General features: G+C 62.5%; 14 protein-coding genes. 13 read left to right on the top strand and 1 reads right to left on the bottom strand.

Annotated elements, in window-relative coordinates; genetic code table 11:
* Nucleotides 1-2 precede the first annotated feature (2 nt).
* The gene (locus tag B5477_RS14980; protein WP_159448871.1) at nucleotides 3-734 is read left to right on the top strand and encodes a P-loop NTPase family protein; all 732 of its coding nucleotides are present in this window, start codon (nucleotides 3-5) and stop codon (nucleotides 732-734) included.
* Entirely contained in the window at nucleotides 716-1,990 is a 1,275-nt protein-coding gene (locus B5477_RS00135; protein WP_159448870.1) for an SLC13 family permease, read from the top strand. Before B5477_RS14980 ends, B5477_RS00135 begins: the two co-directional genes overlap by 19 nt.
* Nucleotides 1,991-2,437: 447 nt before the next feature.
* Here the strand turns inward: B5477_RS00135 and B5477_RS00130 are convergent, their stop codons facing one another.
* Nucleotides 2,438-2,899 carry an FMN-binding protein gene (locus tag B5477_RS00130; protein WP_079697824.1) on the bottom strand — a complete coding sequence of 154 codons (462 nt, stop codon included), beginning with the start codon at nucleotides 2,897-2,899 and terminating at the stop codon, nucleotides 2,438-2,440.
* Between the two features lie 289 nt (nucleotides 2,900-3,188).
* Here B5477_RS00130 and mraZ point away from each other — a divergent pair, with 289 nt between their 5' ends.
* From mraZ to B5477_RS00075, 11 genes are all read left to right on the top strand, one after another.
* Complete coding sequence (mraZ, locus tag B5477_RS00125; protein WP_079697823.1) at nucleotides 3,189-3,608, top strand: division/cell wall cluster transcriptional repressor MraZ; 420 nt, start codon at nucleotides 3,189-3,191, stop codon at nucleotides 3,606-3,608.
* A 22-nt stretch (nucleotides 3,609-3,630) separates the two neighbouring features.
* The gene (gene rsmH / locus B5477_RS00120; protein ID WP_079697822.1) at nucleotides 3,631-4,560 is read left to right on the top strand and encodes a 16S rRNA (cytosine(1402)-N(4))-methyltransferase RsmH; all 930 of its coding nucleotides are present in this window, start codon (nucleotides 3,631-3,633) and stop codon (nucleotides 4,558-4,560) included.
* Nucleotides 4,561-4,578: 18 nt separating this feature from the next.
* Nucleotides 4,579-5,064 (top strand): hypothetical protein, encoded by a 486-nt coding sequence (locus B5477_RS00115; protein WP_079697821.1) that lies wholly within the window; start codon nucleotides 4,579-4,581, stop codon nucleotides 5,062-5,064.
* A gap of 177 nt (nucleotides 5,065-5,241) precedes the next feature.
* Nucleotides 5,242-7,500 (top strand): penicillin-binding transpeptidase domain-containing protein, encoded by a 2,259-nt coding sequence (locus tag B5477_RS00110; protein ID WP_079697820.1) that lies wholly within the window; start codon nucleotides 5,242-5,244, stop codon nucleotides 7,498-7,500.
* Nucleotides 7,501-7,556: 56 nt separating this feature from the next.
* Nucleotides 7,557-9,008, top strand: coding sequence for a UDP-N-acetylmuramoyl-L-alanyl-D-glutamate--2,6-diaminopimelate ligase (locus B5477_RS00105; RefSeq protein ID WP_079697819.1), 1,452 nt, complete (start codon nucleotides 7,557-7,559; stop codon nucleotides 9,006-9,008).
* 27 nt (nucleotides 9,009-9,035) lie between these two features.
* On the top strand, nucleotides 9,036-10,421 hold the full coding sequence (locus tag B5477_RS00100; protein ID WP_079697818.1) for a UDP-N-acetylmuramoyl-tripeptide--D-alanyl-D-alanine ligase: 1,386 nt from the start codon (nucleotides 9,036-9,038) through the stop codon (nucleotides 10,419-10,421).
* Between the two features lie 34 nt (nucleotides 10,422-10,455).
* Entirely contained in the window at nucleotides 10,456-11,478 is a 1,023-nt protein-coding gene (gene mraY / locus B5477_RS00095; protein ID WP_079697817.1) for a phospho-N-acetylmuramoyl-pentapeptide-transferase, read from the top strand.
* 40 nt (nucleotides 11,479-11,518) lie between these two features.
* A complete protein-coding gene (ftsW, locus tag B5477_RS00090) occupies nucleotides 11,519-12,652 on the top strand; it encodes a putative lipid II flippase FtsW (RefSeq protein ID WP_207739299.1) in 1,134 nt (377 codons plus the stop codon).
* A 94-nt stretch (nucleotides 12,653-12,746) separates the two neighbouring features.
* Complete coding sequence (locus B5477_RS00085; RefSeq protein ID WP_079697816.1) at nucleotides 12,747-13,865, top strand: UDP-N-acetylglucosamine--N-acetylmuramyl-(pentapeptide) pyrophosphoryl-undecaprenol N-acetylglucosamine transferase; 1,119 nt, start codon at nucleotides 12,747-12,749, stop codon at nucleotides 13,863-13,865.
* Between the two features lie 266 nt (nucleotides 13,866-14,131).
* The gene (murA, locus tag B5477_RS00080; protein WP_187138713.1) at nucleotides 14,132-15,403 is read left to right on the top strand and encodes a UDP-N-acetylglucosamine 1-carboxyvinyltransferase; all 1,272 of its coding nucleotides are present in this window, start codon (nucleotides 14,132-14,134) and stop codon (nucleotides 15,401-15,403) included.
* Nucleotides 15,404-15,487: 84 nt separating this feature from the next.
* Nucleotides 15,488-16,444 carry a cell division protein FtsQ/DivIB gene (locus tag B5477_RS00075; RefSeq protein WP_159448869.1) on the top strand — a complete coding sequence of 319 codons (957 nt, stop codon included), beginning with the start codon at nucleotides 15,488-15,490 and terminating at the stop codon, nucleotides 16,442-16,444.
* Nucleotides 16,445-16,519 lie beyond the last annotated feature (75 nt).

Genomic DNA, 16,519 nt, shown 5'->3' with positions numbered 1-16,519 from the left:
GCATGGCGCGTCATATCACGGTGGTCCTGGGCGGCTACGGCTGCGGGAAGACCGAGTTTTCCCTGAACCTCGCTCTGCGCTGTGCCGGCGAGGGGAAGCGGGTGGCGCTGGTGGATCTGGACATCGTCAACCCGTTTTTCCGCAGCGGCTTCCATCCGGGGCTGCTGCGGCGCGCGGGGGTGCGCCTGGTCGTCTCGCCCTATACCCTTTGGGCGAGCGATTTGCCGGTGGTCTCGCCCGAGGTGCAGGCCGTCTTCGACGGGGACTTCGACGAGGTGATCTTCGACGCGGGCGGCGACCCGGTGGGCGCCACGGCGCTGGGGCGCTATCACCGGCAGTTCGCGGAGGTGGAGGAGCTGGAGGTCCTCCTCCTGGTCAACGCCCGCCGGCCGATGTGTGAAAACGGGGAAGAGGTCGCCGAGCTGCTCGGCAAGCTGCAATCGGCCAGCCGTCTCGGCGTCACGGGGCTGGTCAACAACACCAACCTTGCCCTTGAGACCACGCCCGAGCTGCTGCAGGAAGGGGACGCGCTGCTGCGCGAGGTGAGCGCGCGCACCGGGCTGCCGGTGCGCTACCACGGCATTTTGGCACAGCTGTGCGAGGCGTGCGTGGATATGGCGCTTGCGGGGGAGGCGCTGCCCATCACCCCCTATACCCGGCTCGGGTGGCTGGACTGGCCCCCGGCAAACGGCGAAGCGGAAGGGGGCGGGGCGCTGTGCAGCCCAGCACTGTAGCGATCATCATCACGGTGATTGCCATCGTCCTCTATGTCACCGAGATCATCCCGCTGCCGGTCACGGCGGTGAGCGCCTGCCTGTTGATGGGGATTTGCGGGGTGACCACCTATGCGCGCAGCTTTTCCGGCTTCTCGAACGACATTTTAATGATGAGCGCCGGGATGATCATCGTGGGGGACACCCTCTTTGCCACCGGTGCGGCCAGGCTGATCGGCACGCGGATCGTGCGGCTCTTCGGGCGCAGCGAGCGGCTCTTCATCGGGGCGACCGTGCTGATCACAGCCACGCTCTCGGCCTTTTTGAGCAACACCGCCACCGCCGCGATGATGATCCCGGTGATGGCCTCTGCGGTCGCCGCCTCGAACGGACGCCTGAGCAAACGAAACACCTATATGGCGGTGGGCTTCGCCTCGATCGCGGGCGGGGGCTGCACCCTGATCGGCTCGACCCCGCAGCTGCTGGCGCAGGGGATCCTGGAGGAGGGCGGCTATCCCGCCTGCGGCTTCTTCGACTACGCGGCGGCAGGGATTCCCAAAGTGTTGATCCTGCTGGCCTACTTCCTCACGGTGGGCTACTGGCTGGGCAAGCGGGTCTTCGACTTTGAGGAGTCGCAGGACCCGATCCCGGCAAATAGCGGTGGGGAGGAGCAAAGCGAGCGCCTGACCCCGAAGATGCTCATCTCCATCCTGATCCTCTGCGGGTGCGTGCTGGGCTTCATCCTGGGGCTCTGGACGCTCGGGACGGTGGCCATGCTGGGCGCGGTACTCTGCGTGGTCACCCGCTGCGTGGACTTAAAAGAACTGTTTCGCAATCTCGACTGGGGGACCATCGTGCTGGTGGCGGGGAGTATCGGCTTTGCCAACTGTCTGGACGACAGCGGGGCGGGCCAGGTCATTGCGGGTGCGATCATGAACCTGGTGGGGCGTAGCGTACCGCCGCTGCTGCTCTTTGCCATCTTCGGGCTGCTGGCGGTCATCGCGGGGAACATCATGACTCACACGGCGACCGCGGCCATCCTGCTGCCGATCATCGTCTTCATCGCGGGGGACATCGGTTTCGACCCGCGCGCCGCCGCGATGATCGTGGTGATCTTCACCAACGTGACCTATTCCACCCCGATCATGACCCCGGCGGCCACCCTGACGCTGCAGGCGGGGTACCGCTTCCGGGATTATATCAGGGTGGGCGGGCTGCTCAATGTGATCTCTTATCTCGCCACAGTGGCGCTGCTGCCGCTATTGTTCGAGTTCTGATTAAAAGATGGGGCCGCCGGTTCATGTAACCGGCGGCCCCGTTTTTTAATATTTGGTTTTCATCGCCAAAGGGGCGGCGCCTCCTTGGTACCCTCTCACTTAGGACGCGGGCTGAGCATTTCTGTAACCACGCCAAGTTCCTTCGCGTACAGGGAGCGGCAGCCTGCCGCCGCGTATCGGGAGTGGCGGTTTGCCGCTCACGGGGAAACCCATCTCGGGGTTTCCCCCTTGAAGGACCCGGCATGGTCCACTGGACCATGCCGGGTCCTTCAATTCCCTCTTCCCCTTTCGCTGACGCTCTAAGACCGCGGGGCGCCGCCCCGCACCCCGCCAAAGGGCCTTTGGCCCTTTGGAATCCCTCTCATTCAGGACGCGGGCTGAGCATTTCTGTAACCAAGCTAAGTTCCTTCGCGTACAGGGAGCGGCAGCCTGCCGCCGACCTGCCGCCTAATCGTGCGTCAGGTCCTCCGGCATGTCCACGATCAGCTCGGAGGTGTCGCCCACCTTCACCCGCTGATCCAGCAGCTCGGACACCATCAGCTTGAATTCCTCGCTCGAGGCGGTGGCCCCCGCCACCATCTCGATCTTCCCCGGGTCCTGCTTGTCGAGCAGCTCCTGCGCCAGCTGCTGGTATACCTTCTCGGGATAGGTGTCCACCCCCTGCTCCATCGCCTCGCGGTAATCCTCATCCTGTGATTTTTTCTCTCCGCGCGCATTCTTGCAATCGGTCTCGGCCGCGCTGATCTTCCCGTCGCTCACCGTGATCTTGGCATAAGGGGTCCAGCCGTACCGGTCGATCCCGCTCATCTCGGCGTAATATGTCCCGTCCTCCAGCTTCGCCGCGCTCTGGGTGCAGGCGCATAGCATTGCGCACATAACGGCGAGTGCGAATATCCGGCAGTCTTTCATGTCAGCCTCCAGCTTTCCGCCGCCGACCCTTTTCACAGAAGGGCCGGACGGCTGAATTTAAGTTTTGTAAAAAACGCCAAATTTGGAATTAAATTACAAAATTGGCAATCCGCATAAACATCGGTTTACGGCTCTAGTTTTCCCACTTCTTTTGGACCAATTCGCGCCCGGTCCGGCAAAAATAATCCTTGATTTTTCTGTGCATAGGGGTTATAATCAAACTACAGTGGTGAAAAGTGGGGAGAAGTGGGGTCAAAGACCACAAACACACAGAAAGGTGGGGGAGTTTATGCTGATCGGCGAATACCTGCATACGGTAGACGCGAAGGGCCGCGTGAATTTCCCCTCCAAGCTCCTCAAACACTTTGGCGACAGCTTTGTTGTGACAAAAGGGCTGGATAATTGTCTGTTCTGCTATTCCCTCGACGAGTGGGAGCAGCTGGAGGAGAAAATTAACGCCCTGCCCCTTTCCAAGAGCCGGGGACTGCAGCGCTTCCTGTTTGCGGGCGCGGTGGTAGTCCAGCCGGACAAGCAGGGAAGGATATTGATCCCGCAGAACCTGCGCGACTACGCGGGGCTGCAAAAGGACGTCATGGTGATCGGCGCATCCAACCGCGCCGAGATTTGGGACAGGCAGTCCTACGAGAGCAGCTGCGAAGAGCTCACGTCGGATATGGTTGCCAGCGCGATGGACGAGCTGGGATTCTAACGAAAGAGGGGACCGAGGTTCTATGGAGTTTTCGCATACCCCGGTCCTGCTGCACGAGGCCGTCGAGGCGCTGAAGATTCGTCCGGACGGCGTATATGTGGACGGCACGAGCGGCGGCGCGGGGCACTCCCGCGAGATCGCAAGCCGGCTGCAGGGCGGGCGGCTGATCGCGCTGGACAAGGACCCCGAGGCGATCGAGACCATCAAAGAGCGGCTGCAGGGCCTGCCCGCGACGGTGGTGCAAAGCGACTTTCGCTTCATCCCCGAGGTGCTCGACGAGCTGGGAATTGCGCGGGTGGACGGGATTTTACTGGACTTGGGGGTTTCCTCCCACCAGCTCGACACCGCCGGGAGGGGATTTTCCTACATCCAGGACGCCCCCTTGGACATGCGCATGAGCGCGCAGGGCTTTTCGGCCTACGACCTGGTGAACACCTGGGAGGAAGCCGAAATTGCCCGGATACTATGGGAATACGGCGAGGAGAAGTTCTCCCGCAGGATTGCGCAGAGCATTGTTTCGGCGCGCGCAAGAGCGCCGGTCGGCAGCACCCTGGAGCTCGCGCAGCTGGTGAAGGATTCGATCCCCGCCCCCGCGCGCCGCACCGGCGGCAATCCCGCCAAGCGCACCTTCCAGGCCATCCGGATCGCGGTCAACGACGAGCTGGGAAGTTTGCGGGAGTGCCTCGAGCGCTCGTTCGAGCGCCTCGCAGTCGGCGGACGCTTCGCCATCATCACCTTTCACTCGCTGGAGGATCGGATGGTCAAGCAGAAGTTTGCGCAGCTGGCGAAAGGCTGTACCTGCCCGCCGGACTGCCCGGTGTGCATCTGCGGCAAGAAGCCGCGCGGCAGGCTCACCCCCAGAAAGCCGGTCCTGCCGGGGGAAGAGGAGCTCAGAGAAAATAAGCGCTCCCACAGCGCCAGGCTGCGGGTGATCGAGAGAATTGACGAATGAGTTTGGGGAGGGAAGACGGTGGCCACACATCGGGGAAATGTCGCCTACGATTTCGAACTGTTTGAAAAAAAGCCGCCGAAGGCGCAGCCCTCTTTGAACCTGATCAAGAACCAGAAATATAAGAGCCGGGACCGGATGGCCGCCTTCAAGGCGGTGAGCGCCATCGCGGTGGTGGTGTCGGTCATCTGCATGATGCTCTACGGCCGGGCCGAGCTCACCGAGCTGACCAAGCAGGTGGGCGACTACAACGACAGCTATCAGGAGCTGAGCAGCGAATACACCCGCCTGAGCGCCGAGCTCGAGGGCAAGGTTTCGCTGCGCAACGTGGAGGAGACCGCCAAGAACGAGCTGGGCCTCTCCAAGGTGCAGAGCTACCAGGTCGAGTACGTCAACATGGACGAGGGCGACGGCTTCGAGGGCGCGGGCGACGTGCAGGAGCCCACCCTGGGACAGAAGGTCAGCCTGTATATTCAGTCCTTTTTGGAATACATTAAGATCCGGTAAAATAAACTATAACGAGCGCTTGGGGAGTTAAGAACATCTTGTCTTAGCTCTTCAATTTATTATTGGGCGATTCTGCGAAAATACGACAGGTTTTTCCGACGGCTTTTTTAGTGGGAAAACCGCGCATATACGGCCGGGCGTGCGGGCCCGGTACCACCTTTGGGGGAGGAACGAAATTTGGCAAAGGCTCCGACGAACAAAATGCGCCTGCGCATGCTGGTGCTTCTGCTGCTCTTCACGATTGGTGTGGGAGGGATTCTGGTTTTCCGCCTCTTCCAGCTCCAGCTGACCGAGGAGGGCAAGGAAAACCAGCGCCGGGCGGTGGACCAGCAGATGAGCGCGATCACCATCCCGGCCAGCCGCGGGCAGATCATGGACACCAACGGCAAGACGCTGGCGGTGTCGGCCACGGTCTGGAACGTCATCGTGGATCCCTCGAACGTGCGCGACGGCGAGGCGGAGATCATCTCCGAGGGCCTTTCGCAGATCCTGGGCGTGGATAAGGAGACCATCCGCAAGAAGTGCCTGAAGGAAAACAGCCAGCACGAGTTCATCAAAAAGCGGATCGAAAAGCCGGTCTACGACCAGATCATTAACTTTATCACCCAATATAACATCAACGCCATCCATATGAAGGAGGACACCAAGCGCTACTATCCCTACGGGAGCCTGGCCTCCACCGTGATCGGCTTCGTCAACAGCGAGAACATCGGCGGCACCGGGATCGAGAGCCAGTACAACAAGGTGCTCTCCGGCACACCGGGGATGGTGGTCTCGGCCAAGACGGCGCTGAACACCGACATGCCATTCCGCTACCAGCAGATGTACGAGGCGCAAAACGGCAACTCCCTGGTGTTGACCATCGACGAGACCATCCAGCACTTTTTGGAGAAGCACCTGGAAACCGCGGTGATGGAGCACAACATCAAAAACCGCGCGGTCGGGATCGTGATGGACGTGAACACCGGGGCCATCCTGGCGATGTCCACCAAGCCCGACTTCGACCCGAACAACTATCTGGAAATCACCGACCCCGCGGCCGTCGAGCGGCTGAATGAAGTCGCCATCCGCACCGGCGGGACCGACAACGACGAATATCTCGAGGCCAAGAGCAACGAGCAGAACCTGCAGTGGCGCAACAAGGCCATCTCCGACCCCTATGAGCCGGGCTCGGTCTTCAAGATCGTCACCGCCTCGGCCGCGCTGGACCACGGGGACGTGGGGCTGGAAAACTACTTCGACTGCTACGGCTCCTTCGAGGTGGCGGGCGAGAAGATCGGCTGCTGGAAGACCGCCGGGCACGGCAACCAGTCCTTCGGCGAGGCGATCAAGCACTCCTGCAACCCGGCCTTCATCCAGATCGGCCAGCGGCTGGGCGGCGACGCCTTCTTCGACTACTTCGAGGCCTTCGGCCTGACCGAGGGCACCGACATCGACCTGCCGGGCGAGGCGGGGAACAAGGGGCTCTATTACGAGAAAGATATGCTGGTCGGCCACCCGGTCGAGCTGGCGAGCTGCTCGTTCGGCCAGTCCAACAAGGTCACCCCGATCCAGATGATCACCGCCGTGTGCGCCGCCGTCAACGGCGGGAACCTGGTCACCCCCTACGTGGTCAAGCAGGTGGTGGACGACAGCGGCAGCGTCGTCGAATCCCACGAGCCGCAGGTGCGCCGCCAGGTCATCTCCCAGGAGACCAGTGAAACCATGTGCGAGCTGCTCGAACACGTCGTCTCCGATTCGGACGGCTCGGGGCGCAACTGCTACATAGCCGGTTACCGGATCGCCGGTAAGACCGGCACCTCCCAGAAGCTGGACCAGAAGCCCACCGAGGACGGCCAGGTCGCACAGGAGGAGCACATCCTCTCCTTCGTCGGGATCGCCCCGGCGGACGACCCGCAGATCGCGGTGCTGGTGATCCTGGATACCCCGGAAATCAGCAACGTGCTGGGTTCGACCATCGCGGCGCCGGTGGTCAAGTACATCATGGAGGACACCCTGCCGTATCTCGGGATCGAGCCGAAATATACCGCCGAGGAGCTGGAGAACCTGGACGTCACCGCCCCGAACATCATGGGCAAGAGCGTCGAGGATGCGAAGGCCCTCGCGGCTGAAAAGGAGCTCACCATCAAGTTCGTCGGAAGCGGCGACAAGGTGCTCAAGCAGGTCCCGACCCCGTCCACCCCCATCCCACGGGATGCGACCATCATCGCCTACACCGACAATGAGGTCAAACCCGAGATGGTGGAGGTGCCCGACGTCTTCGGGCTGGGCACCTCGCTGGTCAACCAGGCCATCACCAACGCCGGGCTCAACCTGCGCCTGACCGGCGGCAAGGGCTACGCGAGCGTGGCCTCGCGCCAGTCGCCCGCGGCGGGCACCCAGGTCGAGGTGGGCACGGTGGTCACCGTCGAGCTGACCGCGACCGACGTCGAATAAGAGCGTCCCTGACATCCAGCAAGAGACAGAACATCGGAAAGGCCGGTACTTTGCTTATGCTACTCTCAGAGCTTTTACAAGGAATCGAACACGAGGGCTCCCTGCCCGACAGGGAGATTGATAGAATTACCTGCGACTCGCGCATCGTCGCTCCGGGGGACCTCTTCGTCTGCGTGAAGGGCGCGCGCTTCGACGGGCACGATCATGCCTCCGAGGCCCTTGCGGCCGGGGCGGCGGCGGTCGTCACCGAGCGGGATCTGGGACTCCCGGAGCAGATCATCGCGCCGGACGGCCGGATCGCCTATGCGCTGCTCTGCCGCAACTTCTACCACAATCCCCAGCGCGGGCTGCGCCTGATCGCCGTCACCGGCACCAGCGGCAAGACCACCATCACCTTCCTGCTGCGCGACATCCTGCGCGCGGCGGGCAAACGGGTGGGGCTGATCGGCACCATCCAAAACGAGATCGGCGAGATGGTCATCTCCTCCCGCCACACCACCCCCGACCCCTGGCAGCTCTACTCGGTGCTCTCGAGAATGAAGGAGGCGGGGATGGAATACGTGGTGATGGAGGCCAGCTCCTTCGGGCTGCACCAGCACCGGATGGAGGGGCTGCACTTCGAGTGTGCCGTCTTCACCAACCTCTCGCACGAGCATCTCGATTACCACAACACGATGGAGGAGTACTACCAGGCCAAGAAGCGCCTTTTCACCGTTTGCGACAAAGCGGTCGTCAACTACGACGACGAATACGGCCGCCGGCTGATCGGGGAGCTCAGTTGCCCGGCGGCGACTTTGTCGCTGAGCAGCGACGAGGCGGATTACACCGCCCACACCATCACCTATTCGGCCGAGGGGAGCCGCTTCATCGTGGTGCACGGCTCGGACATCGGGAGGGTAGCGATCCGTATGCCGGGGGCCTATTCGGTGCAAAATGCCATGTGTGCCCTGGCGGCCGCCTGCGAGGTGGGCGTTCCCTTCGAGCAGGCCGCGGCGGGGCTGTGCGAAAGCCACGGCGTGCTCGGGCGCATGGAGTTCGTGGAGTGTGATTTGCCCTTCACGGTGATCCGGGATTTCGCCCATTCGCCCGAGGAGCTGCGCAACGTGCTCGTCACGGTGCGCGCCTTCTGCAAGGGGCGGGTGGTCGCACTCTTCGGCTGCCCGGGCGAGCGGGACCGCACCAAGCGCCCCGAGATGGCCAGGCAGGTGGCCGAGAACGCCGACCAGGCGATCCTCACCTCGGACAATCCGCGCGGCGAGGACCCGAGGCAGATTATAAACGACGCCCTGCCGGGCTTTACGGGGAGCCCCACTCCGGTGCAGGTCATTGAGGACCGGTTCGATGCGATCCGCTGGGCGATCGACTTCTGCCGGGAGGGGGACATCCTGCTGCTGCTCGGCAAGGGGCATGAGGACTACCAGGTGCTCAGCTTCGGCTCGGTCTATTTCGACGAGCGCTTCATCGTGCAGCAGATCGTGCGCAGCCGCCACGACCAGGACAGCATCTGAAAAGACTAGGATCAAGGGGGACTTTCTTTGCAGCCGACACCGATCAAACTGCTGGCAAGCGCGCTTGGCTATACCACGGCGGGGGAGGAGCTGATCACCCACGTCTCCACCGACTCCCGGGACATCACGCCGGGGTGCGTTTTCGTCTGCGTCAAGGGCGCGCGCTTCGACGGGCACGACTTCGCGCCCGAGGCGGTGCGCCAGGGAGCTTCCTATGTGGTGGCGAGCGAGCGCGTGCCGCTGACGCAGGATAAGGTCTTTTATGTGGACAACACCCTGGATGCGCTCATCAAGCTCGCCGGGGCCTACCGCAGCCAGTTTTCGCCCATCACGGTCGGGGTGACCGGGAGCGTTGGGAAGACCACCACCAAGGAGTTCATCGCCGCGGTGGCCTCCCGCCGGTATAAGACCCTCAAAAACGAGGGGAACCAGAACACCGAAATCGGGGTGCCCAACACCATCTGGAAGCTGGATCAGAGCCACGAATGCGCCGTCATCGAGATGGGGCAGGACAAGATGGACGACATTTTAAAGCTCACCATGGCGGTGCGCCCGGACATCGCGGTCGTCACCAGCGTGGGGACGGCGCACATCGAATTTCTGGGCAGCCGGGAAAATATCCTGCGCGGCAAGCTGCAGATCGCCGACTCGATGGGGCCGCACGCCCCGCTCATCCTCTGCGCGGACAACGACCTGCTCGGGGGCATCACGAACGGTTATAACGAACACCTGCGCGACAAGCGGATCGTGCGCTTCGGGATCGAGGCCGAGCGCTGCGACGTGCGCGCGGTGGATATCCGGGAAGGGGAGCGGGAGACCCGCTTTACCGTGCGCTATCCGGGCGGGGAGGTTGAAGCCACCATTCCCACCATCGGGCGGCATACCGTGCTCGACGCGCTGGCCGCCTTCGCGGTGGGGCTCGAGATGAAGATCGGGCCAAAGGAAATCGCTTTGGGGCTTTACGACTACGCCCCGGCCGGAATGCGCCAGCACATCGTCCCCTGCGGGGCAATCACCCTGGTGGAGGACTGCTACAACGCCAATCCCGACTCGATGAAGGCGGCGCTTTCCACCTTCGGGAGCATGAAGGTGCGCGGGCGCCGGGTGGCGGTGCTCGGCGACATGCTCGAGCTCGGGGAGACCGCGAAGGACGCCCACTACGAGGTCGGGCGCTTTGCCGCCGCGCAGGGGCTCGATCTCCTCTTCTGCTACGGCAGATGGTGCCTAGAGCTCTGCCGCGGGGCGAAGGGGGCCGGGATGGGGGAGGCCTATTATTTCCCCACCCAGGAAGAAATGTACCAAAGCCTGCGCCAAAGCCTGCAGGAGGGCGACACCGTCTGGCTCAAGGCGAGCCTGGGCATGAAGCTCGGCGAATCGGTAAGCAGGCTGCGCGAGGAGTATCAGGGCCGCTGACGCGCGCTCAGAGGTAAGGGAGAGGACACACATTATGAACGACTTTGCGACCATCGTCACGGCGATCGCCTCCTTCGGCGTCACCGCCCTGCTGGGGCTGTGGGCGGTGCCGTTCCTGCGCAGGATCAAGTATGGGCAGACCATCAAGGAGATCGGGCCGACCTGGCACAAGAACAAGAACGGCACCCCGACCATGGGGGGGCTGACCTTCATCATCGGGATTTTGACGGCGGTGATCGCCGGCTTTATCGCGCTGCGCTTATCCGAGGCGTCCCATCCGCTCGACCCGCTTATAAGGGCGGGGGGGCTTAACACCACCCGGCTCTTCTTGGGGCTGACGATGGCGCTCGCCTTCGGTGCGATCGGCTTTGCCGACGACTACATCAAGGTGGTCAAGAAGCGCAACCTCGGCCTGCGCGCGCGGGAGAAGACGGTGGCGCAGATCCTGGTCGCCGGGGCCTACCTCGCCGGGCTCTATATGGCGGGGGACACGTCGTCCATCCTGATCCTGCCCTTCCTCGGGCAGGTGGACCTGGGAATTTTCTATATCCCCTTCGCCCTTTTCGTGATCGTGGGCGCGGTCAACGCGGTCAACCTCACCGACGGGATCGACGGGCTGGCCGCCTCGGTCACCTTTGTGGTGGGGATCGGCTTCATGCTTTGCTGCGCGCTGCTCTCCTTCGGCGAGATGGGGCTGCTGGCCACCGCCCTGGCCGGGGGCTGCCTCGGGTTCCTTATCTGGAACTTCCACCCGGCCAAGATGTTCATGGGCGATACCGGCTCGATGTTTCTCGGCGGGGTGGTGGTGGCGCTGGCCTTCGGGATCGGGCAGCCGGCCATCCTGATCCTGATGGGGGTCGTCTACATCGTCGAGACCCTCTCGGACATCATCCAGATCGGCTGCTACAAGCTCACCCACAAGCGGGTGTTCAAGATGGCCCCGATCCACCACCACTTCGAGATGTCCGGCTGGAGCGAGGTCAAGATTGTGGTGGTCTTCTCCCTCGTCGCCCTCGCCGGCTGCGGGCTCGGGATATGGTCCCTCTTTTTCCAGTGAGCCGGGGCGCCGCAAAACTTTGAAATCAGAGGTGTAGCAGTTGAAGAAAGCCAAAAACAAGGTGAAGATCAAAACCGGCCGGATCGACGTCGTCTTTCTGGTGCTGGTGCTCTCCCTTTTGACGGTGGGGCTGGTCATGCTCTTCTCGGCGAGCTACGCCTATGCCTATTACTATTATAAGGATTCGTTCTATTTCATCTCCAAGCAGCTGGTCTTTGCCGTCGTCGGGGTCACGGCCATGTTCGTGCTGGCCTTCTTCGACTACCACCATTTTCAAAAGCTGGCCCTGCCCATCATGGGGGTGACCGTCTTCCTGCTGGTGCTGGTGCGGATCCTGCCAACCCGCGTCGGCGACTTCCACCGCTGGATTCGGATCGGTTCCTTCTCGGTCCAGCCCTCCGAGATCGCCAAGTTCGCCGTCGTGGTGCTCTTCGCGCAGATCCTCTCGAAAAACTACAGCAAGATCAAGACCTTTAAATATGGGATCCTGCCCTTCGTCATCATCCTGGGGCTGCTCTCCTTCCTCATGCTGCTGCAGCCCCATGTCTCGGGCGTTATCCTGATCATGCTCATCGGCGCGGTGGTCATGCTCGTGGGCGGGGTGGATGTCAAGTGGTTCGTCTTCGCCGGCGTGGGCGCTTTGATCCTCATCGGCGGCGCGCTGCTCATCCCGGGCGCCTTCGACTATGCGCGAAGCCGGCTCGAATTCTGGTTCGACCCCTGGAGCGACCCGCAGGGCGCGGGCTTCCAGACCATCCAGTCCCTCTATGCCATCGGCTCGGGCGGGCTTCTGGGGGTGGGGATCGGCAACTCGCGCCAGAAGTACCTCTACCTGCCCGAGGTGCAAAACGACTTCGTCTTCGCCATCGTCGGCGAGGAGCTCGGCTTTATCGGCGCGACGCTGATCATCGTCATGTTCGCACTGCTGATCTGGCGGGGGTTCGTCATCGCCGCCAGGGCCAAGGACCGCTTCGGCATGCTGCTGGCGGTCGGCCTGACCGCCCAGGTGGGGATCCAGGCATTTTTAAATATCGCGGTGGTGACCAACACCATCCCGAACACCGGTATTTCGCTCCCCTTCTTTTCCTACGGGGGCACCTCGCTGATGATGCTGCTCGGGCAGATGGGGATCGTGCTGTCCGTCTCGCGGCAGAGCACCCTGCTCAAGGAGTGACGGGCTCGTGCCCTAAGGAGCGGCCGGGGGTTTGGCGCCTTTGCCGCCGTCGTCGGCAAAACCGGTATGAAAAAGTCTAGAGAGGTATGTTTTTATGAAGATACTGTTCGCCTGCGGGGGCACCGCCGGGCACATCAATCCGGCGCTGGCCACCGCCGCGGTGGTGCGTAAGCACCATCCCGACGCGCAGATCCGCTTCGTGGGCAACCCGAATGGGATGGAAGGCCGGCTGATCAAAAAGGCGGGCTACGACTTTTCTCCGGTCGTCATCAAGGGCTTCTACCGCTCCCTGTCCCCCAAGGCCTGCGCGCACAACCTGAGCGCCGTTTCCCGGATGCTGCGCGCCGGCGGGGCGGTAAAGAGGGTGCTGCGCGAGTTTGAGCCGGACATCGTAATGGGCACCGGCGGCTATGTCAGCGGGCCGGTGCTGCGCACCGCGCACAAGGAGGGGTATAAGACCCTCACCCACGAGCAGAACGCCTTCCCCGGCGTGACCACCAAGCTCCTCTCCAAATATGTGGACAAAATCCTGCTGGCGGTGCCCGAGGCGCAGAAGTACCTCGCCGGGGGCCCGCAATATGTGGTGGTGGGCAATCCGGTGCGGGAGGAAATCCTCTTCGCCGACCGCGAGGAGAGCCGCCGCGCGCTTGGGATCGACCCCAAGCGCACCGTGCTGCTCACCTTCGGGGGGAGCCTCGGGGCCCAGCGGATCAACGAGGCGGTGGCCGACCTGATCGCCTGGCACTATCGCTCCGGGAAGATCCACCACATCCACGCCACCGGCCAGTACGGCGTCGAGCTGCTGCCGCGGCTGCTGCGCGAGCGGGGGGTGGACCTCGGCGGGTGCGGCCATGTGGACATCCGGGAGTACATCGACGACATGCCGCGCTGCCTTGCCGCGAGCGACATCGTGCTCTGCCGTTCGGGCGCGGTGACGCTCAGCGAGCTCGAGGCGGCCGGGCGGGCCTCGATCTTGATCCCCTCGCCCAACGTGGCCGAGAACCACCAGTACCACAATGCCATGGTGCTCGGGAACGCCGGGGCCGCCATCGTCGTCGAGGAGAAGGACCTGACCGGCGAGCGGATCATCGCGCTGGTCAGCGAGCTGCTGGAGGACCCGACGAAGGTGCATGGACTCGCGAAGAACGCCCGGAAGTTGGCCATCGTGGACGCGGGGGAACGCATCTACCGCGAAATGATGGCTATGCTGTAGCCCTATATTCCGGTTGGAATCGCAATTTTCGCAGGAAGCTGCAAAATCACCGTCAGGCGGGCAAAAGCCCGCCTCGCGTGCCGTTTGGAGAGAAAAAATTGGCAAACAGGACGTTTCTGATCAATATACCCCTTCCGGTTTTCACCGCTTTGCGCCCTTTGGCATAGTATGGTTTTGTAAAGCAGAGCCGCAGGGCCAGTTTGGCTGCGGTAATTATCGGCTCCGGTACATATGCCTTTGCCCGGAGCCGCAAAGGGTGCGTGGAAATGGGGAAATATATCGTAGAGGGGCAGGCGCGTCTGCAGGGCGAATTGCGGGTGCAGGGCTCCAAGAACGCGGCGCTGCCGATACTGGCCGCGACGCTGCTTACTCCACACAGTGTGGTACATAACTGTCCCAATCTATCGGATATTGGCGCCGCCAGCAATATCCTTGAATATCTGGGCTGCCGCTGCTCCCTCGAAGAGGGCACCATGACGGTGGACACCGCCGGGTGCTGCCGCGACGACATCCCGGATAACCTGATGCGGGAGATGCGCTCCTCCATCGTCTTTTTGGGCGCGATCATCGCGCGCTGCGCGCGCGCGCGCATCTCGATGCCCGGCGGCTGCGAGCTCGGCCCGCGTCCGATCGACATACACCTCTCGGGGCTCAAAAAGCTGGGGGTCAGCATCCGCGACGACTACGGGTATCTGGACTGCCGCGCCGAGCACGGGCTGCATGGGGCGAAGATTTCGCTGCCCTTCCCGAGCGTGGGCGCGACCGAGAACATCATGATCGCCGCGAGCGTCGCCAGGGGCGACACCGAGATCCACAACGCCGCCAGGGAGCCGGAGATCTATGACCTGGCCGCCTTCCTGTGCGCATGCGGGGGCAAGGTGCAAATCGACTCCTCCGGCACCGTCTATGTCAGCGGGGTCGAGCGGCTGCAAAGCTGCGAGCACACCGTCATCCCGGACCGGATCGTGGCGGCGACCTGGCTCTCCTGCGCGGCGATCACCGGCTCCAGGCTGCATCTCTACGACGTCGAGCCGCAGCACCTGACCGCCTGTATCCCGATGTTCGAGGAGGCGGGGTGCGAGCTCAGAGCCGGGGAAAGCACCCTGGACATTGTATCCCCGCGCCGGCTGCTGCCGCTGCGCATGGTGCGCACCATGCCCTATCCGGGCTTCCCGACCGATGCGCAGGCCCCCTTCATGGCGATGTGCGCTTTGAGCAGCGGGACCAGCGTGTTCGTGGAGAACATCTTCGAGAACCGCTACAAGCATGCCGGGGAGCTGTGCCGCATGGGAGCCAACATCAAGGTCGAGGGCCGGGTCGCGGTGGTGCAGGGGGTACCGCTGCTGCACGGGGCCAAGGTGGAATGCACCGACCTGCGGGGCGGCGCTTCGCTGGTGGTGGCGGCGCTGGCGGCGCAGGGCGACAGCGAGATCAGCGAGATCCGGCATGTCGAACGGGGATACGAGGATTTGGAAGGAAATCTTAGGTCCCTCGGGGCAAAAATAAAAAAGGTGGAAAAGAGCGGGGATATCTGCTAAAATATAAGACATACCCGGTGGCTCCGCTGCATGGACAGACGGGGCCGCCGCGGGTTAATCTCACAAGGACGAAGGAAGCACAGTATGCCGATCGACGAGAAGCCCTTTGAGGCCCCTAAAACCGGACAAGCTCCGGGGAACCCGAGCAGGAAGCGCAAACCGAAAAAAAAGCCGCGGCTGAGCCTCTTTTCCAAAAAGGAGAAGGGGGAGCGTGAGCGCGCCCCCAAAAAGGCGCCCCGGCGTCGCGGGCGCCGCCGGCACGGGCGGATGACGCTCAACTACCTGCTCTTCGGGATCGTGGGGGTGATCATTCTTTCGATCCTGTGCTACGCGGTCTTTTTTAAGGTCTATAAGATCGACGTCACCGGCGACCCCGGCGAATACACGGCCGAGGAGATCGTCACCGCCAGCGGGGTCAAGATGAAGCAGAGCCTCTTCTCGGTGGACCAGAAGAAGATCAATACCCTGGTCATCGACCAGCTGCCCTACGTGCAGGCGGTCAATGTACATAAAAAGTTCCCCACCACCGTCGAGCTCGAGGTCATCCCCTCGGTGCCGGTCGGCGCCATCGAGACGGAGGGGCGCTACCTTTACATCAATTCGGCGGGGAAGATCCTCGAGAGCGAAATGCCCTCCTATGACAAGCAGAAATATCCCCTGATCGTCGGGATCACGGTGAACACCACCCAGCAGGGGAACTATGTGCTCAACCAGAATTCCGAACAGATCATCATGCTCGACACCCTCCTGAAGGCGATCAGCGCCAGCGGGATGGAGAACATCAATCTGATCGACCTTGGCAACCGGCTCAACATGCGGATCGTCTACGACAACCGCCTGCTTGTGGAGCTGGGGACCGAGGCGGACCTCGATTACAAGCTCAAGTTTGTGAACAATACGGTGCAAAGCAACATGAGCTCCACCGCGCAGGGCGTGCTGGACGTCACCCTGATCGAGAAGTGGGGCGTGTTCCATGAGGCGGACATCTGGGATATGCCATACTTGTTCGTGAAGAGTTCAGTTGCCTTGAATTTATCATGAACAGGGACACGATCAACTGGATTCTGAAAAAACTGAATACAGGAGGTCGAATATGGAGCATTTACCAAAGGAAAT

The organism is Provencibacterium massiliense, assembly GCF_900169495.1.
GTDB lineage: Bacteria > Bacillota > Clostridia > Oscillospirales > Ruminococcaceae > Harryflintia > Harryflintia acetispora.
The sequence above is the reverse complement of the archived record's forward strand: the minus strand, read 5'-3'. Positions and strand labels throughout refer to the sequence as shown.